The sequence below is a fragment of the Thermococcus sp. genome (assembly GCF_015523185.1).
Lineage (GTDB): Archaea > Methanobacteriota_B > Thermococci > Thermococcales > Thermococcaceae > Thermococcus.
Window position 1 is genome coordinate 1 of sequence record NZ_WAKV01000029.1, and the last position, 22,431, is coordinate 22,431.

At 52.8% G+C, this 22,431-nt stretch carries 26 protein-coding genes and 1 tRNA gene; 13 read left to right on the forward strand and 14 right to left on the reverse strand.

What is annotated here, in order from left to right:
• Window positions 1-29 precede the first annotated feature (29 nt).
• The 6 genes from hydB to F7B33_RS03280 all read left to right on the forward strand — a co-directional run bounded on the left by hydB (window position 30) and on the right by F7B33_RS03280 (window position 4,737).
• Window positions 30-1,133, forward strand: coding sequence for an NADPH-dependent hydrogenase/sulfhydrogenase 1 subunit beta (gene hydB, locus F7B33_RS03255; protein WP_297073074.1), 1,104 nt, complete (start codon window positions 30-32; stop codon window positions 1,131-1,133).
• On the forward strand, window positions 1,130-2,014 hold the full coding sequence (gene hydG, locus F7B33_RS03260; RefSeq protein ID WP_297062411.1) for an NADPH-dependent hydrogenase/sulfhydrogenase 1 subunit gamma: 885 nt from the start codon (window positions 1,130-1,132) through the stop codon (window positions 2,012-2,014). Before hydB ends, hydG begins: the two co-directional genes overlap by 4 nt.
• 10 nt (window positions 2,015-2,024) lie before the next feature.
• Window positions 2,025-2,819 (forward strand): NADPH-dependent hydrogenase/sulfhydrogenase 1 subunit delta, encoded by a 795-nt coding sequence (hydD, locus tag F7B33_RS03265; RefSeq protein ID WP_297062446.1) that lies wholly within the window; start codon window positions 2,025-2,027, stop codon window positions 2,817-2,819.
• Between the two features lie 2 nt (window positions 2,820-2,821).
• Window positions 2,822-4,108 carry an NADPH-dependent hydrogenase/sulfhydrogenase 1 subunit alpha gene (gene hydA, locus F7B33_RS03270; protein WP_297073113.1) on the forward strand — a complete coding sequence of 429 codons (1,287 nt, stop codon included), beginning with the start codon at window positions 2,822-2,824 and terminating at the stop codon, window positions 4,106-4,108.
• A 243-nt stretch (window positions 4,109-4,351) separates the two neighbouring features.
• The gene (locus F7B33_RS03275; RefSeq protein ID WP_297062413.1) at window positions 4,352-4,480 is read left to right on the forward strand and encodes a hypothetical protein; all 129 of its coding nucleotides are present in this window, start codon (window positions 4,352-4,354) and stop codon (window positions 4,478-4,480) included.
• A 77-nt stretch (window positions 4,481-4,557) separates the two neighbouring features.
• Window positions 4,558-4,737 carry a PIN domain-containing protein gene (locus F7B33_RS03280; protein WP_366927514.1) on the forward strand — a complete coding sequence of 60 codons (180 nt, stop codon included), beginning with the start codon at window positions 4,558-4,560 and terminating at the stop codon, window positions 4,735-4,737.
• A gap of 20 nt (window positions 4,738-4,757) precedes the next feature.
• On the opposite strand, the gene F7B33_RS03285 is transcribed toward F7B33_RS03280, so the two are convergent.
• On the reverse strand, window positions 4,758-5,531 hold the full coding sequence (locus F7B33_RS03285) for a hypothetical protein (protein ID WP_297062414.1): 774 nt from the start codon (window positions 5,529-5,531) through the stop codon (window positions 4,758-4,760).
• 80 nt (window positions 5,532-5,611) lie between these two features.
• On the opposite strand from F7B33_RS03285, the gene F7B33_RS03290 reads away from it, so the two are divergent.
• From F7B33_RS03290 to F7B33_RS03310, 5 genes are read left to right on the forward strand one after another with little or no spacing between them, the layout of a single operon-like run.
• Window positions 5,612-6,097 (forward strand): hydrogenase maturation protease, encoded by a 486-nt coding sequence (locus tag F7B33_RS03290; protein ID WP_297073076.1) that lies wholly within the window; start codon window positions 5,612-5,614, stop codon window positions 6,095-6,097.
• A gap of 18 nt (window positions 6,098-6,115) precedes the next feature.
• A complete protein-coding gene (locus tag F7B33_RS03295; protein WP_366927515.1) occupies window positions 6,116-7,108 on the forward strand; it encodes a hypothetical protein in 993 nt (330 codons plus the stop codon).
• 1 nt (window position 7,109) lies between these two features.
• Entirely contained in the window at window positions 7,110-8,006 is an 897-nt protein-coding gene (locus F7B33_RS03300) for a hypothetical protein (RefSeq protein ID WP_297073078.1), read from the forward strand.
• A 9-nt stretch (window positions 8,007-8,015) separates the two neighbouring features.
• Complete coding sequence (locus F7B33_RS03305; protein WP_297073080.1) at window positions 8,016-8,510, forward strand: hypothetical protein; 495 nt, start codon at window positions 8,016-8,018, stop codon at window positions 8,508-8,510.
• A gap of 1 nt (window position 8,511) precedes the next feature.
• A complete protein-coding gene (locus F7B33_RS03310; RefSeq protein WP_297062421.1) occupies window positions 8,512-9,498 on the forward strand; it encodes an SPFH domain-containing protein in 987 nt (328 codons plus the stop codon).
• Here F7B33_RS03310 and F7B33_RS03315 read toward each other — a convergent pair whose 3' ends face one another.
• The 6 genes from F7B33_RS03315 to F7B33_RS03340 form a co-directional block, all read right to left on the reverse strand.
• Window positions 9,499-10,755 (reverse strand): ATPase, encoded by a 1,257-nt coding sequence (locus tag F7B33_RS03315; RefSeq protein WP_297073082.1) that lies wholly within the window; start codon window positions 10,753-10,755, stop codon window positions 9,499-9,501. It lies immediately after the preceding gene.
• A gap of 39 nt (window positions 10,756-10,794) precedes the next feature.
• Entirely contained in the window at window positions 10,795-11,568 is a 774-nt protein-coding gene (locus F7B33_RS03320) for an MBL fold metallo-hydrolase (protein ID WP_297073084.1), read from the reverse strand.
• Window positions 11,569-12,378 carry a hypothetical protein gene (locus tag F7B33_RS03325; RefSeq protein WP_297073086.1) on the reverse strand — a complete coding sequence of 270 codons (810 nt, stop codon included), beginning with the start codon at window positions 12,376-12,378 and terminating at the stop codon, window positions 11,569-11,571.
• Window positions 12,375-12,683, reverse strand: coding sequence for a hypothetical protein (locus tag F7B33_RS03330; RefSeq protein WP_297062336.1), 309 nt, complete (start codon window positions 12,681-12,683; stop codon window positions 12,375-12,377). Before F7B33_RS03330 ends, F7B33_RS03325 begins: the two co-directional genes overlap by 4 nt.
• Window positions 12,684-12,964: 281 nt before the next feature.
• Window positions 12,965-13,984, reverse strand: a complete 1,020-nt coding sequence (locus F7B33_RS03335) for a M42 family metallopeptidase (protein ID WP_297062338.1) — start codon at window positions 13,982-13,984, stop codon at window positions 12,965-12,967.
• Between the two features lie 82 nt (window positions 13,985-14,066).
• Window positions 14,067-14,144: transfer RNA gene (locus F7B33_RS03340), tRNA-Met, on the reverse strand.
• Between the two features lie 93 nt (window positions 14,145-14,237).
• On the opposite strand from F7B33_RS03340, the gene F7B33_RS03345 reads away from it, so the two are divergent.
• Both F7B33_RS03345 and F7B33_RS03350 read left to right on the forward strand, forming a co-directional pair.
• On the forward strand, window positions 14,238-15,398 hold the full coding sequence (locus F7B33_RS03345; RefSeq protein WP_297073088.1) for an aconitase X catalytic domain-containing protein: 1,161 nt from the start codon (window positions 14,238-14,240) through the stop codon (window positions 15,396-15,398).
• A gap of 9 nt (window positions 15,399-15,407) precedes the next feature.
• Window positions 15,408-15,800 carry a DUF126 domain-containing protein gene (locus F7B33_RS03350; protein WP_297073090.1) on the forward strand — a complete coding sequence of 131 codons (393 nt, stop codon included), beginning with the start codon at window positions 15,408-15,410 and terminating at the stop codon, window positions 15,798-15,800.
• Window positions 15,801-15,893: 93 nt separating this feature from the next.
• On the opposite strand, the gene F7B33_RS03355 is transcribed toward F7B33_RS03350, so the two are convergent.
• From F7B33_RS03355 to F7B33_RS03385, 7 genes are all read right to left on the reverse strand, one after another.
• The gene (locus tag F7B33_RS03355) at window positions 15,894-16,496 is read right to left on the reverse strand and encodes a 30S ribosomal protein S3ae (protein ID WP_297062331.1); all 603 of its coding nucleotides are present in this window, start codon (window positions 16,494-16,496) and stop codon (window positions 15,894-15,896) included.
• A gap of 15 nt (window positions 16,497-16,511) precedes the next feature.
• On the reverse strand, window positions 16,512-16,772 hold the full coding sequence (locus F7B33_RS03360; RefSeq protein WP_297062329.1) for a KEOPS complex subunit Pcc1: 261 nt from the start codon (window positions 16,770-16,772) through the stop codon (window positions 16,512-16,514).
• Window positions 16,762-18,177 carry a DHH family phosphoesterase gene (locus F7B33_RS03365; protein ID WP_297062327.1) on the reverse strand — a complete coding sequence of 472 codons (1,416 nt, stop codon included), beginning with the start codon at window positions 18,175-18,177 and terminating at the stop codon, window positions 16,762-16,764. Before F7B33_RS03365 ends, F7B33_RS03360 begins: the two co-directional genes overlap by 11 nt.
• 31 nt (window positions 18,178-18,208) lie before the next feature.
• Window positions 18,209-18,664: a 30S ribosomal protein S15 gene (locus F7B33_RS03370; protein ID WP_297062325.1), complete on the reverse strand. Its 456-nt coding sequence runs from the start codon at window positions 18,662-18,664 to the stop codon at window positions 18,209-18,211.
• Window positions 18,665-18,761: 97 nt separating this feature from the next.
• Window positions 18,762-21,428 carry a calcium-binding protein gene (locus F7B33_RS03375; RefSeq protein ID WP_297073092.1) on the reverse strand — a complete coding sequence of 889 codons (2,667 nt, stop codon included), beginning with the start codon at window positions 21,426-21,428 and terminating at the stop codon, window positions 18,762-18,764.
• Window positions 21,425-22,021 (reverse strand): hypothetical protein, encoded by a 597-nt coding sequence (locus tag F7B33_RS03380; RefSeq protein ID WP_297073094.1) that lies wholly within the window; start codon window positions 22,019-22,021, stop codon window positions 21,425-21,427. The genes F7B33_RS03375 and F7B33_RS03380 overlap by 4 nt, the downstream gene beginning before the upstream one ends.
• Window positions 22,022-22,037: 16 nt before the next feature.
• Complete coding sequence (locus F7B33_RS03385; protein ID WP_297073095.1) at window positions 22,038-22,409, reverse strand: hypothetical protein; 372 nt, start codon at window positions 22,407-22,409, stop codon at window positions 22,038-22,040.
• Window positions 22,410-22,431 lie beyond the last annotated feature (22 nt).

Consider the following 22,431-nt stretch of genomic DNA (forward strand, 5'->3'; position numbering starts at 1 on the left):
TATGTTTATGTTCATCGGAGGTGATTGGGTTGAGATACGTTAAGTTGCCGAAAGAACACACCTACGAGTTCCTTGAGAGGCTCAAGGAGTGGGGCAAGCTCTATGCCCCGGTAAGGATTTCAGAAAAGTTCTACGACTTCAGGGAGGTCGATGATGTCAGGAAGGTCGAGTTCCACTACACGAGGACGATAATGCCACCGAAGAAGTTCTTCTTCAAGCCGAGGGAGAAGCTCTTCGAGTTCGACCTGGGGAAGCCGGAGTACAGGGAAACCATAGAAGACGTTGAACCCTTCGTGATCTTCGGCGTCCACGCCTGCGACATCTTCGGGCTTAAGATACTCGACACAGTTTATCTCGATGAGCTTCCCGACAAGTATTACAGGGTTCGCAGGGAGAAGGGAATCATAATCGGGATAAGTTGCATGCCAGATGAGTACTGCTTCTGCAACCTAAGGGAGACCGATTTTGCCGACGACGGCTTCGACCTCTTCCTCCACGAGCTCCCCGACGGCTGGCTGGTCAGGGTTGGAACCCCCACAGGTCACAGAATAGTTGACAAGAACATCGAGCTCTTTGAAGAGGTCACCACCGAGGACATCTGCGCCTTCAGGGAGTTCGAGAGGAAGAGAAGCGAGGCCTTCAGGTACCACGAGGACTGGAGTGACCTGAGGTATCTCCTTGAGCTCGAAATGGAGCACCCCATGTGGGATGAGGAGAGCGAGAAATGCCTGGCATGTGGAATATGCAATACCACTTGCCCCACCTGTCGCTGTTATGAGGTGCAGGACATCGTAAACCTCGACGGCGTTACAGGCTATAGGGAACGGCGCTGGGACTCCTGCCAGTTCAGAAGTCACGGTTTAGTTGCCGGCGGTCACAACTTTAGACCAACCAAAAAGGACCGCTTTAGAAACCGCTACCTTTGCAAGAACTCCTACAACGAAAAGCTCGGTCTAAGCTTCTGTGTCGGCTGTGGCCGCTGTACGGCATTCTGTCCAGCAGGGATTAGCTTTGTGAGGAATCTGCGTGTCATTCTCGGCCTTGAGGAGCGCTCCTGTCCGACAAAGATAGCCGAGGAGATTCCGAAGAAAGGTTTTGCCTATGCAGAAAACATCAGGGGTGAGGACGTATGAGCGAGGTCGTGCCCAAGGATATTATGATGCCCGACGATAACCCCTACGCCCTCCACAGAGCTAAGGTTTTGAAAGTTTACAAACTCACGGAAAAGGAAAAGCTCTTCCTGTTCCGCTTTGAGGACCCGAAGATAGCCGAGAAGTGGGTCTTCAGGCCGGGCCAGTTCGTCCAGCTGACCATTCCCGGCGTTGGGGAGGTGCCAATAAGCATCTGCTCCTCGCCGATGAGAAGGGGATTCTTTGAGCTGTGCATCAGAAAAGCGGGAAGGGTGACAACTGTCGTCCACAGGCTTAAGCCCGGAGATACGGTTTTAGTTCGCGGCCCCTACGGCAACGGCTTCCCTGTGGACGAATGGGAGGGTATGGACCTGCTACTTATCGCCGCGGGCCTCGGAACGGCTCCACTGAGGAGCGTTTTCCTTTACGCGATGGATAACCGCTGGAAGTACGGCAACATAACATTCATCAACACCGCCCGCTACGGTAAGGACCTGCTCTTTTACAAGGAGCTTGAGGCAATGAAGGACTTGGCGGAAGCTGAGAACGTCAAAATAATCCAGAGCGTAACCAGAGACCCAGACTGGCCCGGGAGACACGGCAGGCCCCAGAAGTTTATCCCCGAGGCAAACACCGACCCGAAGAAGACGGCCATAGCCATCTGCGGTCCCCCGAGGATGTATAAGTCAGTCTTTGAAGCCCTCATAGAATACGGCTACCGGCCGGAGAACATCTACGTAACACTAGAGAGGAAGATGAAGTGTGGAATCGGAAAATGTGGCCACTGCGTTGCCGGAACGAGCACGAGCTGGAAGTACGTCTGCAAAGACGGGCCCGTCTTCGGCTACTTCGATATAGTTTCAACGCCCGGCCTGCTCGACTGAGGTGGTGGTTATGGAAGAGAAAAAAATCCGCATTGGGTTTTACGCTTTAACCTCATGTTACGGCTGTCAGCTCCAGTTGGCTATGATGGATGAGCTCCTACAACTTATTCCAAACGCCGAAATCGTCTGCTGGTACATGCTTGACAGAAACAGCGTCGAGGATGAGCCAGTTGACATAGCCTTCATCGAGGGAAGCGTCTCAACGGAGGAAGAGGTTGAGCTGGTGAAAAAAATCAGGGAGAACGCTAAAATAGTGGTGGCCGTCGGTTCCTGTGCAGTCCAGGGCGGTGTTCAGAGCTGGGAAAAGGATAAACCCCTTGAGGAGCTCTGGAAGACGGTTTACGGCGATGCCAAGGTCAAGTTCCAGCCCAAAATGGCCGAGCCGGTCTCGAAATACATCAAGGTAGATTACAACATCTACGGCTGTCCACCAGAGAAGAGGGACTTCCTCTACGCCCTCGGGACATTCCTGATAGGTTCCTGGCCGGAGGACATAGACTACCCAGTCTGCCTTGAGTGCAGGCTGAACGGAAATCCGTGCGTGCTCCTAGAGAAGGGTGAGCCCTGCCTCGGCCCGATAACAAGGGCCGGGTGTAACGCCCGCTGTCCTGCTTACGGTATAGCGTGCATCGGTTGCAGGGGCGCGATAGGCTACGACGTTGCCTGGTTCGACTCGCTTGCGAGAGTCTTCAGGGAGAAGGGCCTGACCAAGGAAGAAATCCTGGAGAGAATGAAGATTTTCAACGCCCACAATCCAAAGGTCGAGGAAATGGTTAACAAGATATTCGAGGGGGTGAAAGAATGAGCATGAAAAATCTCTACCTCCCAATCACCGTTGACCACATAGCGAGAGTGGAAGGCAAAGGCGGGGTTGAGATACTGATTGGAGAGGACGGCGTCAAGGAAGTCAAGCTCAACATCATCGAGGGGCCAAGGTTTTTCGAGGCAATAACCATAGGCAAAAAACTTGAGGAGGCCCTGGCGGTTTATCCAAGGATATGCTCCTTCTGTTCCGCCGCCCACAAGCTGACTGCGGTCGAAGCGGCCGAGAAAGCGGTAGGATTTACTCCACACGAGGAGATTCAGGCCTTAAGGGAAGTTCTTTACATAGGCGATATGATAGAGAGTCACGCGCTTCACCTCTACCTCCTCGTTCTGCCCGACTACCTCGGCTACTCCGGGCCACTTCACATGGTTGAGGAATACAAGAAGGAGATAAGCATAGCTTTAGAGCTTAAAAATCTTGGAAGCTGGATTATGGACGTTCTTGGCTCAAGGGCAATCCACCAGGAGAACGTCATCCTAGGTGGCTTTGGAAAGCTTCCCGACAAAAGCATTCTTGAGAAAATGAAGGAGCGCCTGAAGGAAGCTTTACCTAAAGCGGAATACACCTTCGAGCTGTTCGCGAATCTTAAGCAGTACGAGGAAGTTGAGGGGCCGATAACCCACTTGGCGGTAAAACCGAGGGACAACGCTTACGGAATCTACGGCGACTATATAAAGGCTAGCGACGGCAACGAGTTCCCGAGTGAAGAGTATAGGGAGCACATAAAGGAGTTCGTTGTTGAACACAGCTTTGCGAAACACTCTCACTACCACGAAAAGCCCTTCATGGTTGGAGCCATATCGCGCGTCGTCAATAACTCGAGTCTCCTCTACGGGAAAGCTAAGGAACTTTACGAGGGCCACAGAGACCTGCTCCGCCCAACGAATCCCTTCGCTAATAACCTCGCCCAGGCGCTGGAGCTGGTGTACTTCATCGAGCGCGGAATCGACCTCATTGATAATGCCCTCGCCAAATGGCCCTTCAGAGCCAAAGACGAGGTAAGGATTAGGGACGGCTTTGGCGTCTCTACCACGGAAGCACCGCGTGGAATACTCGTCTACGCTCTCAAAGTTGAGAACGGAAGGATTTCCTACGCGGACATCATAACACCAACAGCCTTCAACCTAGCGATGATGGAGGAGCATGTCAGAATGATGGCCGAGAAGCACTACAACGACGACCCAGAGAGGCTGAAGCTTTTGGCTGAGATGGTCGTAAGGGCCTATGACCCGTGCATCTCCTGTTCGGTGCACGTTGCAAAGCTCTGACCTCTCAACTTTTTTTTAAGGTCTTTAAATTAACTAAAATCAGTCGTCGTTCCCGATGGTTATGAGGAAACCTTCAAAAAAGAGGTCGAGGAGATGGCCAAATACCTGCGAAACAGGGAGGGGCTAAAGAAAAAATGGAAAAGCTCTTTGGAATCATCAAGACCGAAAAAACGTGGAAGGAACTGAAGGGGGAGATTTATAAAGGGCGTTTTGCTCGATACCTAGATTCTCCTTGAGCACTTCATGGGAAATTCCAAAGCCAAGGACATCATCCTGCGTTTAATGGACTCAGATGTAGTTCTCTTCATTAATTCAATAGTCTTCAGTGAGGTCGTTTATCTGCTTCTCGGCTTCTATCCCGGTGATCTCTGAGAAGCCTGAAGGGAAAGCCTGAAAAGCTACCTGAAGAGCTTGACCTTGTTTTTGAAGCCCTTGAAGAATACGCCTTTGTGGAGCTCGGTGAGAAAACTTCTCTGATAGCCAGAGACCTCATTAGGAAATACGCCATGCTCCCGAAAGACGCCTTAATCCTGGCGACCTGCATGGAGCACGACTTTTCCCTGGCGACGCTCGATGATGATTTTAAAATCCCGGTGAAAGAAGAGGGAATCCAGTTGTTAGGCGTATGAACAAAAAACAAAAAAGAATATCATCCAGTCATTCTCTCGCAGGGGAAGTAAACCTTGCCAACGAAGCCATCTCCTGTGGGCCCAACGATGTAAACGTCCCCTATTGAGTACCTGTAAACGATAGCCATGTCCCCGCTCTTGGATTTACAGACGTTGGGCAGAACATACGTTCCGTTTATAAACTCAACCTGGGGAGCGTTGGCAATCTGCATGGGCTCGCGCAACTTCACTGTAACGTTGAACATCTCGTTCCACAGGGCTATCTTTTTCACGGACCAGCTAAGGGGTCTCACAATGTAGTTGGTTCCGTTCTTCTCGACCTCGTAGTTGACCGTCATATCAACGGTTCTGTTGGGGACTCCTGAGACCCTAATATTCAGAAGAACGATAGAGCCGTTGTTGAGGAACGCCGTCAGTGAAAGGGGCTCGCGGGACTCGTTGTACTCATAAGCTGGAATCATGTATGTGGGAACCATGTATACATCATTTGAGAGCCTGAAAGTCGAGACGTTGTAAACGGTCTCACCGACCTTTATGAATATCACTGGATACGAGTAGTGAACAATTAGGTGACGGTAGCCTATGAAATCTGCTGTGACGTTAACCGTTACGGCCGTTATGTTGATGGGGACTTTAAACGGAACCTCCGTAACGTTGAGGGAAAAGCTCTGAGAAGTCGATGAGTTTCTTCCAGCCTGCCCGAGGCACCCGGCTGAGAAAACAGCCAGGAGAAGAACAAGGGAAGCAATCTTCTTTACCATAGGAACATCCCTCACAAATTTCTTTAATATCATTATAACGACTATCAGTTGTATTTATAAGGGTTTTGATAAAACTTCATAAACATCGGGGGGGAACCCAGTTGGGGAGATGTATGAGGACACTGGTTCTCGCCCTCGGAAACGAACTCATGAGGGACGATGGAGTTGGACTTAAAGTTGGCAGGGTTCTCAAGGAGAGGGGCTACAACGTTCTCGAAGCCGGAACCGACGTCTTCCTCTTGGCCAACCACTACAAAGGAGAGGACAGGATTGTGATAGTTGATGCAATACTCAGCGATAAGCTTGAAGCGGGTGAAATAGTTCATCTGAGGGGGGAGGAAGTTTTTGAAAAACTAAAGGCGGAGATAAGGAGTGCTCACTTCATGGGGGCTATCGAGGGGTTAAGGCTTTTGATGGAGCTCGATGAGCGCTTAAAAAGGGCCGAGATACACTTCGTAGGCATCGTGGCAAAGGAGATAGACCTCGGCATGGAGCTTAGCGATGAAGTCAAGGATGCCGTTCCGAGGGTCGTTGAGCTTATCGAACGCCTTTTTAGGGACAGTAAACTCCCAAAAAGAACATCCTTAAATACAATGTGAACATTAGGTAAATGAGTGATGTTTATGGAGGCATATAAGTGCGAACGCTGTGGGGCGCCCCTTGAGGTGACCCCCGAGACAATCGTTGCCGTCTGTCCCTACTGTGGTTTTCCGAACCACATCACCGGAAACCTCAGGACGGAGGACATGTTCATCGTTCCATCAATGAACAAAAACCAGATAGCGGAAGCGTTCTGGCGAACCGTTGAGAGGGACTTTGACCTTAGGCGGATTAAGGACTCCATCCAAATAGTGGAAATCGAAGGCCACTACGCTCCCTACTGGGTTGGGGACGTTCACGTCGAGGGAGACGTTGAGTATACGGTTCTTGAGGAGGAGTGCCACACCTACACCGACAGCGAGGGAAAAACCGAGACTAGATGCCACACCGTCGAGAGGCACTATCACGACCACGTTGATGAGACGCTTCACCTGATAGGACCCGCCAGGAGACAGGTGGCGAGCTTCGGCGTTGACGACATCATAAAACACTACTCCAAGACAAATCCCGAGGAGAAGCGCCTGCTCGACCTCGACGAGGGCCAGTGGGAGAGGCTCAAGCTTGAGATACTCAACACCGAGATGGACGAGGAGCAGGCGAAGCTGATGATGAGGGAAGACGCGATAGACGTCATAAGGAACCGCTATTCCGCGAAGGCTGACAGGATAGACCTCTTCGATGTAAAGGCAGGGGAACCTAATTACACGCGCCTCGTGCTCCTGCCGATGTGGACCGTCTATTACAAGTTTGAGAACTCGATATACCATTCGGTCTTCTCGGGCTGGGACGGAAAGAGGGTGGCATCAACCGAACCCATGTCCACCCTGAGGAGGGCCGAGTACCTCGGCGGTGTAGTGCTTGGGCTTCTCATTGGGGCCTTTGGAGTTGCCTACGGGGCGGGAGTAAACGACCTGGGCATAGGGGCTTTCTCCCTTGGAATAGGCTCAGTTCTGAGCGGTTACTTCGGTTTTAAAGTCCTCGAAGGCCAGCGCGTCGAGAGGGGTGGTTGAAGTGGAGGTCACCTGTCCCACCTGCTCGGCCAAGTTCAAAGTTCCCGATACCGTTGAGGTGGCAACCTGTCCCTACTGCGGAACGACGTTTCACGTTCATACCAAAAAGACTGGTGAACACTTCTTCTTCCCGCCGATGAAAAAAGACGCAGGCGGAGTTCTCCTCAAGTTCCTCTCAAGGCAGTACGGTGCTCCGGCGGACATAACGGGGGCGAGGATAACCAAAAAGGAACTTCACTGGGTTCCGGTTTACTTCTTCTACCTCCATGGGAGGAGCAGAAGATGGGAGAGCGTTGAGGAAGTCCAGTTCATGGGAATTCCGGCGGGTTCTCCCTTCGAGAGCCTCCTTCAAGGTTATCCCTTCCCGATTAGGGGGAAGGTCTTCTTCAACGAGGACATCGTGAAGAAAGGCCACTACTACGAGCCCGAGGTGTCGAGAGAAGAGGCGGAGGAGCTGGCGAGGGTGGCTTTGATAAACGCCCTGAAGGGAGAGGGAAGTCAGGAGGACAAGCATATAAGCGAGGAGGAACTTGAGCTCGAGGTTCGCTACCTCGGTTTAGTTCATTACCCCCTTTGGGAGCTTCGCTACGAGTACGGAGATAAAGAATACTGGGGCTACGTTGACGGAACCGATGGGAGGGTCATCTCCGCGGAGTACCCGCTGGAGAGCGGGGCCAGGAAGAAGGCAACCGCCCTAGCGATGGGCGTCGTTGGAGCGGGGGCGGTTCTGGGTGTAATAGCCTCAGCTATGTTTGGAACGCCATGGGGAATTCTTGGGGGAGTTATCCCGGGCATTGCCGGGGCCTGGGGGATAGGCTCAAAGGGTGCCGTGAAGAAGAGGATAGTAAGCGGTGTCATGAAGGGTCGCTCCGGAAACCTTTACTTCCAGCCGATTTGAGGTGATAACATGGGGAAGGAAACCTCGATTGTTGAAAAGCTTGAGCTCGTGATTCCCGGTTTCCACGGATACAAGAAGAAGGAACTTTTGAGGGAGGACGACAGGCTAATCAGGGGCAAGGTCGCGGAGATACTCAGCCAGGCCAAGAGGGAAATGGAGAGGGCACTTCAAAGGTGCGCGATGGTAAACTGCCAGCAACTTATGGCCATTGAGAACCTCAGGAAGAAGCTTATGATGCTTGAGAGCAGGGTCAGACATGCGGAGGCCGGCTACCGCGGTTACTTCGACAGGATTAAGTTCAGGGAGGAGGAGATAAAGAGGCTCATAGAGTACGACGCCAAGATGATTGAGCTGGCTGAGGGGATACTCAACGAGGCTAAGAACCTGAACGCGCAGGTTGCAAACCCCCAGTCCATTGGAATAGCTGTGCTAAACCTCGACGACAAGCTCGTTAACTTCGAAGAGGTTTTGAGCCAGAGGATGAGCTTCGCGGTGGGTGAGTAATATGGTTCAGGTGATAGAATGGGTCAACCCTGGGGAAGACGAGATAATCTGGCGCTATCCGAACGAGGTCATAAAGTGGGGCGCCCAGCTGATAGTCCACGAGTACGAGGTAGCGGTCTTCATGCGCGACGGAAAAATCTACGACGTCCTCGGCCCGGGAAGGCATACCTTAACGACGCAAAACTTGCCACTCCTCTACAAGCTCGTAGGGGGGAGCAACAGCCCCTTCAAGGCCACTATAATCTTCGTCAGCACCAAGCAGTTCCAGGGACGATACGGAGGAGAAACCCAGACGAGGGAGCTGGCTCCGGTCAAGTACTACGGCGTCTACTGGTTCAAGGTTGCCGACCCGGTTCTCTTCATAACCGAGGTGGTCGGGGGGCAAAGCCTCTACGACGCTCAGGACGTTACAAAGTTCATTCGCGCTTATTTCAACGAGGGCATGATGAAGCACCTTTCCACTTACTCAATAGTTGACCTCTTCCAGAACCTTGACATGGTGAGCACCCAAGTTAAGGTAAAGCTTATGGAGGACTTCAGAAGGCTCGGCCTTGAGCTGGTAGATGTGAAAATTGAGGGCGTCAACACCACCGATGAGTGGCGCCAGAGGCTCTTCTGGCTCATGCAGACGGGCAACGCTCAGGCAGTGATGCAGATGGACACGGTAAAGCAAGTCGCTGCTGAACTCGGAAAGAGCCCCGGGGCAGGAATGGGAACCGGGATGGTCCTAGTTCCTCAGCTCTTCCAGCAACCGACCCAGCCGGCACAACCAGCTCAACCCTATGCCGGAACACCTGGGGGGCCACAGCAGTCCGCTCCAGCTACACAGCAGGGCCAGCAGGAAATCTGTCCGTACTGTGGCAAGCCAATTCCACCTGGAGCGCGCTTCTGTCCCTACTGCGGGCACGAAATCAAGCGCTGTCCCAACGGCCACATAGTTCCTGAGGGAGCTAAGTTCTGTCCCGTCTGCGGGGCGAAGATTGAGTGATTACTTCCTCTCCATATTTTTGAGGCTCTCCCTGGCTAGTTCCAAGAGCTCCTCGGGTGTTAGGACCTCGATGTCCTCGGGTTTCTTTTCGAGCACGTCTTCCGATGGCACGATGAGGACCCTTCTGCATTTGAATTTTCCGAGTCTGTCTTCTAGCCTCCTGACTTCTTCCCTTTTAACACGCTTCTTCCACTTGACCTCACCAACGAGCTCCAGCCGATTAAAGCCTTGGAGGGCGATGTCAAGCTCAAGCTTCGGCTTTTCTATCCTAACTGGTCTCAGTCCATAGACCTTCGACAGCAAGGATTCCACAAAGCCTTCCACCGCCTTTGGAACCTTCTCGTTAACGGCCCGCGCTATGAATTCCCTCGGGGTTTCGAGCTCGGTGTATGCGTATTTTTCTTCCAGGTAAAAATGCAGGTCGAGGAGCGGTGACGAGTGCTGATATGAGAACTTCCTTCTCCTCTTACCAGTCACGGGAAGTTTTCTGAGTATCCCCATGTCTGTCAGGATCAGCAGATACCTCTGGAGAACCCCGGGGTTGTCCTTCTCTATGAGACCCCGCGAATAAAGGAGAGACGAAAGTTCGGTGCTCGTCCTCTTTCCGTCGGCAATCCCCTTCATTATCACCTCGTAGACCGCGGTTAGTTCCTTCACCTCCTCCGTGAAGGTCTCCCCTATCAACTCCCTTATCATCAAACCCGCGGAGAAAAGGTAATCGGTTAGGAACTCTCTCAGGGAGGGTCTGTACGGCTGGATGAGAAGTGGCTCGCGGAGGTAGGCAGATGCCTCGACGAGCTCCCTTCCTCCCAGCTCCCTGGAAAGCTCCACCAAGATTTCCCTCTCGTCTATCAGACCAACCCTGACCGGTGTGACTATTCCAAGCAACGGACTTTCTTTACTGAGCAGAACCCTCCTTGAAAGCCACAGGGTAGAGGTAACCAAGATGAGCTCTCCCCTTCCGGAATACGCGTGTAGAACATCGAGGAATCTACTTGGAAGGCGGTGAAACTCGTCAACCACTACCCTTCCTCTCTTTAAGAATCTTGGGAACAGGTTAATGAACTCGGCGCTTGTCATCGTCCCCCCGTTTGTCCTGTCGTAAACCACACCATCCCTGCCCACAAAGAAGAACTCGTCGTAATCGAGGAAATTCTGAACGAGGAATGTTTTCCCGGTCTTCCTTCTACCATAAAGCATCTTCCAGCCCTGACCTTCCAGGGCCTTAAGTTCTATTCTCCTTTGAATTATTCTCATGGAAATAATTTGCACAAAAATATATTTAAAGTTTTGGGATCACTCCCCGTAGAACTCCTTCTCAAAAACATCTATCCCGACCTCAAGGTTTTCCAGCCAGTCGAGGAACTTCCCGACGTGCTCGTCCCTGAAAATCGCCCCGTGTTGCGGCGATATGACCTTCGGCTTCAGCTTCCTGACGTGCCTCACCCAGGCCCTCAGCGCCTTTGTGGAACTCATATAGCGCCTGTGGAAGCCCTCCATGTGCCGGAGATGGTCGTCGAAGTCCTCCACGAAGAGGTACCACTCCCCGTCCGTGAAGGCCGCCGCACCTATGTCCGAGCTGAAGAGGATTCCGCTCTTCTCGTCGTAGAAGGAGAAGTTGCCTGGACTGTGGAGATAGTGGCTTGGAACTGCTTTGATGATAGATTTCCCGAGCTTAAAGTCGGCTCCTTTGTCAGGGATTCCGATGGTCCTTCCCGCGCTGAGAACCGCGAGGTGCGGGATGAAGCGAACCCAAAGGTCAGAGATAACGAGTTTCGCCAGCGGGGCGTACTCGAACCAGAGGTTCAGCCCGGCCACAACATCGGGATCCTGGTGCGAGTACATGAGGTACTTTATCTGGGTCGGAGGAACTATCGAGGAGACGTTTTTAAGAACCCTGGAGAAGACGAAGAATCCGCCAGGCTCTATCAGAGCTGCCTCGCTTCCGTCAACGACCAGATACTGGTTCGTGAGAATCCCCTTCTCGTCCTCGCTCTCCTCTATTCCGAGCCAGAATACCTTGTGCTCCCCGTCGTCGTAGAGCGGGTAGCTGTTCATGTTCCTTATCATTCAGACACCCCCAACCGGAACCCAAACGTTCACCATAAACGCTCCCTCTATCAGCGAGGCCAGCTCGACAGCCGCCCGCGCATCAGCTTCGTTCTGGACTTTGAGGGCCTTCGGCCCGTTCTCGTCCCTGTATTCGATGGCGAGTATCCTGCTCCCCTCGAGCAGAACCTTGAAGGACTTGGTTCCATCGTTGGTTATCCCCGAGATGTAGAGAATCTTGTCCTTCACATTAGCGCGGAGTTCTCCAACGAGGTCGAAGAAGCCGTTCTTTCCGATGATGTGAAGCCCACCGTGCACCATGCGGGACTTGGCGAGGAAGTTGGCAACGCTCATCGGGTCCGAGAAGTCCACGTGCTCCGAGATAAACCCGTGCTCTTTCCCGGCTGGAACCTTCAGCTCCTCAGAAACGGGCCTGTTTTCCGCCAGCTCTTTCAGGGACTTTCCAATCCTGTCCACAAAGTCCTGGAGGGTTTTCCCGAGCCAGAACTTGCCTTTCCCCTGATAGGAAAGCTCCAGTTCGACACTGGTACTCTTCTGCCACTCCTTAAGGGTAACGAGGAGGACTAGATGGCCTCTCTTTCCAGTTCCGTCGTAGATGTAGCTGTTGTAGTCGGTGTGATAATCGAACTGGTACGTGTCCCTGAACTTGAAGACGAACCTGGGGAGCATTATCTCCGCGCTCACCCCGTTCCTTGTGCTCACCTTAACCACATAGGGCCAGTTGGTTATGAACGAGGGAAGGTCCTCAAGAACAGCCTCAACGGCTTCCTTTGGAGCGTTAACAGAAACGGAAGAGTTCTTCCTCTTCATTTTGCATCACTCAGTAGCCTATGGATTCCGACGTAGATGCCCTCAACCCCTTCCGCAGGCCTGGCGGGCACCATGAAGTAAACGTCGTTCCCGTCCCTGAAGGAGTACTCCTTCTCCTCACTGTGGAGTATCACTTCCATCTCAAGGCCTGATATCCTGCCCTCACTGATAGTAGCCCTACCAACTACGTGAGGCACGCCCAGATTGACTCCCTCAGTTATGCTCTTCCAGAGCTTCTGGAGCTCTCCAAAAGGGTCGAGGCTCCATCCCTCAAACCTTGAAAAATTGTCACTTTCAGTGCCCATAATACCCACCAGCTTTTCGCTTATTAATCATGTTTGTATAACCAACTCACACAATACGTGTATTAAAACCCTTTGGTTTGCAAAATAAACCAAATTTGTGTCGGTAATAATCAGATATGTGCAATCTTCGGATTTTAGTTTGAATTCCAAAAATAAAGCTCGGGATTGTGGTTCGATTATAGGATATGGCCAAATGGAAACAGAAAGTTATGTTAGAAGTACCAGAGGCTCAAAAGTCCGCTTATAGAGTTCTGAGATGAATGGAAAAGGTAAACAATTACTTAAAGCCCAAACCTATTCTCGATGTAAGCCCTTATCAGCTCCTTAGTTGCGAGGAGGCCCTTAACGTGCGTCCTTTCCATACCGTGGCTCGCGTGGACACCGGGTCCGATGAGAGCAACCCTGAAGTCCCAGCCGGCCCTTAATGCTGCAGAACCATCGGAGCCGTAGTAGGGGAACACATCAACCACGTGCGGTATGTCTCTCTCCACGGCCAGCTCTATCAGTCTGGTAGTCATCTCGTAGTCGTAGGGACCGGTTGAGTCCTTTGCCGCTATCGAGACGGCCGTTTCTTTGCCGTAGACGCCTTCGCCGACAACGCCCATATCCACAACGAGTAGCTCTTTAGTGCTGGAGGGATAGCCGGCGGAACCCCCGTGACCGACCTCCTCATAGGGTGAGAAGAAGAAGGCCACAGGGAGCTTTTCCAGTTTCTCTGCTCCAAGCTCCAAAAGCAGGTCAATCATAACCGCGATGCTCGCCTTGTCATCCAAGAAGTGCGCCTTGACGAAGCCGTTGACGTATTCGAACTTCGGGTCGAAGGCTATAAAATCCCCCGGTCTAATGCCGAGCTTCTCGGTGTCTTCCTTCTTCTCGACGAGCTCGTCGAGGCGGATGTACATGTTCTCCTCTTTCCTCTCCTTCTTTCCTGCTTCCCTATTGACGTGGACGCTCGGGTTCTTGAGGAGGAGCGTTCCTCTATAGCGCTTCCCAGAGCGGGTGATTATCGTGCAGTACTCTCCCTCGAACGTCGGGAGAAGAAGTCCACCGATTTTTGTAAAGCTCAGGTGTCCATCTGGCAGGATTCCCTTCACCATGGCTCCAAGCGTATCAACATGGCCCGCTATGACAAGCTCGGGCTTCGGGTGGTTGCCCGCTATTAAAGCTCCTTTGTTGGTGTAATACGTCTTTATTCCAGCCTCGTTGAGCTTCCTCTCGATGTGGGCGAGAACCTCCTTGGTGTAACCGGTTGGGGAGGGTATTTCCAGAGTCTCCCTAAGAATCTCAACGACGCGCTCCATAGGAACCACCGTTAAGAAGTGGCTCGAAGGGTTAAAAAGGGCACCGGCAGAAGGTCAAGGGGACAAAAGCGCCCAAGAAATCTGGTAGCGGGGGGAGGATTTGAACCTCCGACCTCCGGGTTATGAGCCCGGCGGGCACTCCTAGCTGCCCCACCCCGCTGCTCGACCCGTTAGTTAGTCATTCGGGGAGACTTTATAAATCTTTCGGAGCGGGATTTATATTCCCTCCCGTCGTTTTTGGTTCGGTGGTGTCATGTACCTGACAAAGGAAGAGGAGCTCATTCTAGCTGGGGAATACGGCTACGCGCTCCAGAAGGCGATGGAAATACTAGTGGCACTCGGGGATATTTACGGTGCCGAAAGGCTCATTCCGATAAAGAGTGCACAGATTGCCGGTGTTTCCTACAAGAACCTTGGAGAGGCTGGCCTTGAGTTCCTGAGGGACTTTGTAAACGCTGGAGCAAAGGTGAGTGTCCATACAACGCTGAACCCGGCAGGGATAGGCAATGAGGAGTTCATGGAAAAGCAGAGGGAAGTCCTGGACCTTTACAGGGCCATGGGGATAGAGGTCACCTCAACGTGCACGCCCTACTACGGGGCGAACCTGCCCAAGTTCGGCGACCACGTAGCTTGGAGCGAGAGTTCGGCGGTAAGCTTTGCCAACTCTGTAATAGGTGCCAGAACCAACCGCGAGGGAGGACCTTCAAGCCTCGCCTCAGCCATCGTTGGCAAAACACCTGAATACGGGCTCCACCTCGAGGAGAACAGGAAAGCCACTGTGAGGGTGAGGGTTGAGGCAAGGGTAAAGACGTTCGTTGATTACTCGGCACTCGGCTACCACCTAGGAAAAACCCTTGGCAACGACGTGCCCTACATAACCGGCCTCATGCCGGAGAGCACAGATTACCTCAAAGAACTCGGCGCTTCAATGGCGGCAACGGGTTCAATAGCCCTCTACCACGTCGAGAACGAGACACCTGAATACAGGGATGCGATAGACGATAGTTTGGAAACCATAACCGTTGAGGAAAAAGATATTGAAGCCGTTAGGGAGCAGTTCCGGGATGACTGGAGGGACATAGACACGATTCTAATTGGTTGTCCTCATGCATCAATTCAAGAGGTAAAAGGGATAGCCGAACTTTTAAAGATGAGAGGAAGGCCACTCAAAATACCGCTCTTCATCACCGCGAGTAGGGCAGTGAAGGCGCTCGCCGATGCTCTAGGCTACACTGAAATTATAGAGCGCTACAACGGCCGGATTATATCCGATTCGTGCTTTGTCGTGTCTCCAATAAGGGGCTGGTACAGGGGGATAGCCACCAACAGCGGAAAGTCGGCCTTTTACTTCCGCTCCTTCGGCTTCAATGTCAGGCTTGACGACGCCGAGAGGCTCATAAAAGAGGCCCCGTGAGGTGAGATTATGAAGCTTAGGGGAAGGAAAATCGTCGGCGGAAAGGCCGAGGGAGAACTGATAGTGTCCCAAAAGCCCCTCTCATTTCTCGGAGGCGTTGACCCGGAAACGGGAATCGTCACCGACGCCGAGAGTGACATAAGGGGAGAGAGCATAGCCGGGAAGATACTGGCCTTCCCGAGGGGAAAGGGCTCAACGGTTGGCTCCTACATAATCTACGCTCTCAAGAAGAACGGAAAGGCACCAAAGGCTATAATAGTGGGCGAGGCAGAGACCATAGTTGCAACCGGTGCCATAATAGCAGGAATCCCGATGGTGGACGGTATAGATATCTCAAAGCTGAAGACAGGGATGAAAGTTAAGGTTGATGCCGACTCCGGGGAGGTTTACTTAGAGGAGTAACCCAATTTTCTTCTCTTTGCTTTGAGAAGCTGACTTTTCAAGGAAAACGATGTCGACTAGAACACTCCCAGAAAAGGAGATTTTGAGAGGCCATCAGGCCTCCGGCTCGGCGAGAACTTTAATTTTCCTAATCTCGGCGCGCTTAATTGGGTATATCTTCCTTGCTTCCTTGGCAATCTCCTGGGCAATCTGGCCGTTAACAGACTGGAGGACGAAGTCCGCGAAGTTAAGCTCCTCGGCTTTCTTGTAGATTATGTCCTGTATTATCTTCCTGATGGCTCTCTCTTGGCTGGTCTGGATTCTCCTGTAGGCTATGACCATGCCCATAACTCTGAGCTTGTAGCCGTCCTTGGTGGTGATGTTGAAGATTCCGTCAACGCGGGTGGTTCTTCTCCTGACGAGTGAGCGAATGTAGCTCCTCGCGAGGGTGTGACCCTTGAACTTGGTGTAGGCGTTCTGGCCCTTAACGTCGTAGACCTGGAAGTAGAGCTTGACGTGGCTCTTAGTGAAGTCTCCGGTGAGGTCCCTAAGGGTGGTCTCGATTACCCTTCCTATAACCTTTTCAGGCTCGTCCGCCGGGGTAAGTCCTATTTCCTTGCTTCCGAAAAAGTCTGGAGCGTAAATCACGAACCATTCTTTCATCTTCCACTTATCCTTAGTAGCGGCTGCCCTACGCCTTGGGTTACCCCTTGCCATCTTAACACCTCCAATTCACACCTTTTCGGTCATTTCCTCGGCGACCTTGACCGAAAACACCAAATCATCGAGCGCTTTGATGAGTGTCTCAATCTCACCCGAGTATTTAACCTTTGTTATAACGTCCCCATCAACCCATCGGGTTCGCACATTTAAACTTTTCTTTAGCCGGGCTGGCATGGCCTCGTTGTCAACCTCTATCGCCTCAGCTATGGCCCGGGCCTTGAGTTCGTCGCCGTAGTGCCACCGTATCTCAACGTTTGCCTCAATTTCCATCCTTCTTCACCTGCTTCGCTAGAACCTCGTTGAAAAACTTTATGAACTCGTCTATCTTAGATTTCGGGAACCTTATTCCCGCGGCTATTGCGTGACCACCGCCTTCTCCACCAAGCTTCTCGGCAACCTCCTTGAGTGCCTCGCCAAGGTGGTAGCCCTTCGCCAGGGCCTTTTCCGTCGTTCTTGCAGAGGCCTTCACGAGGTTTTCATCTTCTTCACTGTCCGCTATGACAACAACAGGCTTTTCTGGATTTGCCAGGCCCGCGTTGATGGCCATGTTGGCCACTATACCAACGAGCGTGTCGCGAATGTTTTTGCCTGCGTAAAAGACGTAGGCGTGTTGGCCCTCTTCAACCATGCTCCAGTTCTGTATCAGGAACTTCCTAGCCTCTATCTGCTCCCTCTTGTAGTCCTCGAGCATCTTCCGGGCCTTTTTGTAAGCGTCTTCATCTCCGAGGCATATCGCCACGCCGAGCGTTCCAGCGTTCAGCCTTCCGGTGGCGTTAAGAAGGGTTGCAAACTCCCTCGCCTCGTGCCTGACGTCGCCCTCGGGATACAGCGGGCTTACCACGACGTCTCCTATGAGCCTGTCTATTACCTCCTTTGGCGCGGAGTGCTTTATCAGATGCACAAGCAAGGCCTCGTGAAGCTTCCGCTTTTCCTCCTCGCGGAGTTGCCAGTAATGGATTTCAGGGTCGAAGCCCCTGGCGCGGAGCCATTCAATGGCTTTCCTTTCATCCCCTGTAATCTCGGGGATTTCTGGGTTGGTGGCATAAGCTAGCATCTGGTAGAGTGGCCTACTCTCCCTGCCGAAAAGGCGAAGCTCCTTTCTAACCTCTAGAACACCCAGGTCTTTGCCGTCCTCAAGGATTTCAAGGTTCAAACCGTGGAACTGGCCGTCTATCTCCTGCATATCGCCAACGGCCCCAACCGTTGCTATGTAAGCCAAATCCCTGTTCTTCCTGTTCATCTCTCTTGCTATGAAATACGCAACGCCGGAACCACTCAAATCGCGGACGCTGTTTGCCCCGAATGGAACGGGGTTCACGAGGAGTTTCGATTCCTCCGAGAAGTCGCCCTCTGGAGGATGATGGTCGGCAACAACAACGGTTCCATCTAGTTTTTTCTGAATCGGCTCTATTGAACCGCTTCCCAAGTCACTGAAGACGTAGATTTCCCTCTTTTCCCTTGCGAGCTCTTCTATCAGCCCCTCGCTCACCTGCTTGACTATGCTGAGCTGGAAGGTTCCACCTTCCCTCGCGACGGCTTTGGCCAGAATAGCGCCGGCTGTAATGCCATCGGCATCGCGGTGGGAGATGAGCCGTATAGTGTGGCCTAACTCGATGTGCATCTTAATAAGCTCGGCTCCCTCGCGAACCCTCTCCAGAAAGGCTTCCCTGTCCACGGGGCATCACCAAGGAAGAAGAAGGAGAGGGTCAGCGAACAAGGAGCTTTGCCTGCTCCGGGTCGTAGCGCCACTTTGCCGGCAACTTCCCGGTTCTTCTGTAGTACTTGACGAGCCTCCTGATTTTGCTCTCGATGAGCTGGAGACCCCTCCTGGAATGCTTGTCCTTCGGATGCTGTTCAAGGTGCTTCCTGAGGTTGACGGCTCTCCTGATGAGGAACATTAGGTCTTCCGGTATCTCCGGTGCAAGTCCGTTCTCCTCAAGGATTTTGGTTATCTTCTTACCTGTGACGAGCTTAACGCTCGGTATGCCGTACTGGTCGCGGAGAATCGTTCCTATCATCGCTGTGCTGTAGCCCTCTTTCCTGAGCTTTATAACGAGGGCCTCGACCTCTTCAGCGGTGTATTCCACCCAGGCCGGCGGAGCGGTCCTTGGGGGCTTCTTTGAACCGGACTTACCCCTCTTTCTCGCGTGTATCCTCGCCATACAACCACCTCCCGGTGACGGCCAGCTCCCGCCAGCCGCCCCTTCGCGTTGGGAATTGAGGAGGGATTTAAAAAGGTTTGCCCAAAAAAGGAAAAGGTCACCCGAACTCATAGCCGTAGCCTGAAACCGTGAAGCCATAGACCTCGCAGTAGTAGTCGTTGCAGGCCTTCACCGTTACGTGGTAGGTCGTCTTCTCCCTTCTAGCCCTCATCTCGGCCTCGTTGGCGTACTGGACGGCTTTTTCGGTGACGTAGTCGAAGGTTTTGTCTACTAACTGTTCCTTCACCCAGTCGAGCAGGCCCTCTTTGAAGGCCTCCTTGTCAAAGCGTACAGAATCGGGAGCCTCAACTCCCTCAGTCTCAGGCATTTCCTCTTCCTCTGGGATAAAGGCCTCGACGCCTCCAACGATGGTTTTCACGCCCTTCGCCAAAGCCACCATGCCATAGGTTATCTTTGCCCCTAAGCTCCTCGCTTCTACCATTTTCGCGGTTAGAACTCCTATGTCCTTACCTGTCTTAAGGACTTCAACGCTATTCTCATACTTTGTGTGGATTGTGCCAACATCTTTCTCTCCGGGCAGTTTGTAGCGCTTTGGAACGAGCCTAGCGTAGAAGTACTTGACCGGCCTCGTCGAGCCGAGGTCAATAACCCTCTTGGGCTTTCCGTTGATTAAAGCTCCCGGCGCGCTTATCGTGACGTTCTTGCAGTGATGACACTCGAAGTAGAGAAGCCCAACGTCTGTGCTGTTGAGCCACTCCGAGCTTACAAGCTTCACCTCGGGCTTGGCCTTATAGCGGGCCTCGATATTGAACTCGTAAGTGTAGGACTTCTCTTCGCTCCCGTCTGAAAAGCGAAGCTCCACCTTAAACGAGACGAAGGCGAAGCCAATCTCTGTGATGTTCGGCAGGCTGAGCGTGTATTCGGTCTTGCTTACCTTCTCCAGCTTATCCTTATCGTCTCCACCGAGCGATACTCCCGTGAGCTGGTATTCCTCAATGCTTCCGTCAGGTAAAGTCACCCTTATCGGGTCGGCCTTTGTCTCAAAGCTGACCGAGTTACTATCAACAACCACGGTGGTGAATTCGTCGGGTTTAATCTTCTTTCCGTCCAGGAGGAACTCAACGTGCCTGTGAACCTTTGGCCTCGGCGTTTCCTTGATAGCGGTGTCCACCTTCCTGTACTCGGGCTTTTCTGCGCTAGGTGGTGAGGTAGGCTTTGAGGTTGGGTCGTTCGGGTTGCTTCCGGCTTTGACCTCCTGGAAGTCGGTGAAGCCGTCGCCGTCGGTGTCTTGGACGAGCGGGTTTGTGTAGTACCAGAAGAGCTCTTGCCAGTCGGTAAGGCCATCGCCGTCCGTATCTGGGTTGGCCGGGTCTGTATTCGAGCGATTTTCCACTTTATCACTAACGCCGTCCTCGTCGCAGTCCAAAGCAAAGGCGCAGGCGTTGTCCTCCATCAGGCCGTCTCCATCGAAGTCGTAGTGAGCAGGAACCGGGTCGCTCCCATCGGGAATTCCGTCGCCATCCGTGTCTGGATTTGTCGGGTCGAGGATTATCTGGTTTCCCCCTATGATGGACGTGGAGTTGTCGGCCCTATCGTAGGAGGTGTAAATGTAGTTAAAATGAAGCTCATCATAGTCGCTCAAACCATCACCGTCGGTATCGGGATTCGTTGGGCTCGTGGATGGAAGGAGGAAGCAGAGCTGACCATCGTGTTCAAACATCTTTTTCCTGAAAACGTCTTCCGGGAGGCCGTATTGAACTGTTAAGCTTTTCTCATCCAACGAGCAGAGAAGGTACTTCCACTCAACGGGCTGAACGAGGTAGTAGTCAATGTACCTCGAGAGGCTTATCTCCTCACCACTCGCACCGTCCCAGACCTTCACCTCACCGGGGCTCTGCGGAAGCCACGGGGGAACTTCCCCCGTCAGCTCCATGTTCACGAGCTGGGGCATCACCTCCTCGTAATCGCTCAGGCCATCGCCGTCGGTGTCTGCATTGAACGGGTCCGTACCGAGCTTGACCTCCCAGCCGTCCCAGAGGCCGTCTCCGTCCGTATCTCTGGCGTAGACGAGCGTTCCAAGCTCCAGCTCTTCCCTATCTGTCAAGCCGTCGCCGTCGCAGTCAGGACTTAGGAAGCAGAGGTAGTAGGGCGTGTTGAAGAGCGGACTCGGTGCAGGAAACATCCCCGCGTTGTAAACCAGAGCATCTGCTGGGTACCTCCCATCATAGCGGTAAAGCTCCTCACCGTCAGGAATCCCGTCGTCGTCCCAGTCGGGATTGGTGTAGAAGGGTCTCTCCTCATCGCCGTAGAGGTACGTGAGAACCGTCGCTTCGTAGTAGTCATCAAGGCCATCGCCGTCCGTGTCTGGTGTCGTCGGGTCGCTGGGGGTTCCTTTCTCAACGCCTTGAACGAGATACCTCCCGGTAAGCTCATCGTAGTCGGGGAGATTGTCTCCGTCCGTGTCGTAGCTCACGGGATTCGTCCCGTACTTGAGAACCTCTTCACCATCGGTCAGATGGTCTGCATCGCTGTCCTGCCTCATCGGGTCACTTCCATAGTAGAACTCCAGCTTATCGCTAAGGCCATCCCCATCGCTGTCCGGGTTATTGGGCAAACTTTCGTGGGCAATCTCGAAGGCATCGCTCAGCCCATCGCCATCCGTATCGAGGTTCTGGCTCGCTCCGTTCCCGGCTGACTGCGCCTGTGGTGTGAGGAAGAGGGAAAACACGAAAATCCCCGCGAGAACGAGAGGAGTGAGCTTCATCCTTCCGCCTCCGTCCAGACTATCTTACATTTGTCACCAGACAGGAAAGTAACGTAGTTTCTCTCGATGCCCTTCAGCTGGCCATCCTTCATGATGACCGCTGAGTAATAGTATTTGCACGCCACCAGTTGAGTGCTCACAGGGAAGCACTCCAGGTTTTTCACCTTCAGGTCTTTGAAGTCAACCGCCTCGTAGAGCGCTTTGTGAAGCTCCTCCAACGAGCCTTCGTCAACTACTGAAAGGTCGAAGAAGCCCGAAACGTTTTTCTCACCCCTGACTGCGCTGTAGTAGCCTTCAATGACTGACGGCGCTTTATCGGAGCACGTCCAGACGTAATCCGGGACGAGCGAGGCGTTTAACTCGACCGTGCGATTGAGCAACCTGTATGTTTTGATTCCCAGTGAGTGGGCGTAAGTAGATGTTGTAGACGTTTCACTCACCCCTGTCTGGTGCGATTCCGTTCCTTGAGCTATGGTCTGGGTGTTTCCAGCTGGGGAACTTGAGTGTGTGGTTTCCACGCCGGAATTGATGCATCCACCGGCCAGAACGAGGAAGACAACCAAGCCAACGAGAAAAAGCCTTCCAACCTTCAAGTGCACTACCTCCGCACTACTTCACCTCAAACCTGCCTAAGAAGTCCCCGTGCTTCTCGATGAGATTCTCGTACTGCGCCTCGCTCAGGTGAATCCACAGCTCGAAGGTCGGGTCGAGTCTCTCCTTTTCCCTCTCGTAGACTCCCTCGTCCTCGCCCTCTGCGTAGTACCAGATTTCAATCTTCTTCCACTCTCCCTCTCCGTCCCTGCGGACTTCGTCAATCTCATAGGGCTGGGCGTGCTTCTTAAGGCTGAAGTAAACGCTTCCAGCATCCCTTAGCTTCCCCCAGTTGTCAGCAAGCTCCGCCGCAGTCATCTTGAAGTGTTTCTTTTTCAGATGTTTGGTGGCTGAGCTGAGACCGGACTTAAGTTTTCCCACCAGACCCATAATAACACACTCCAAAATCATT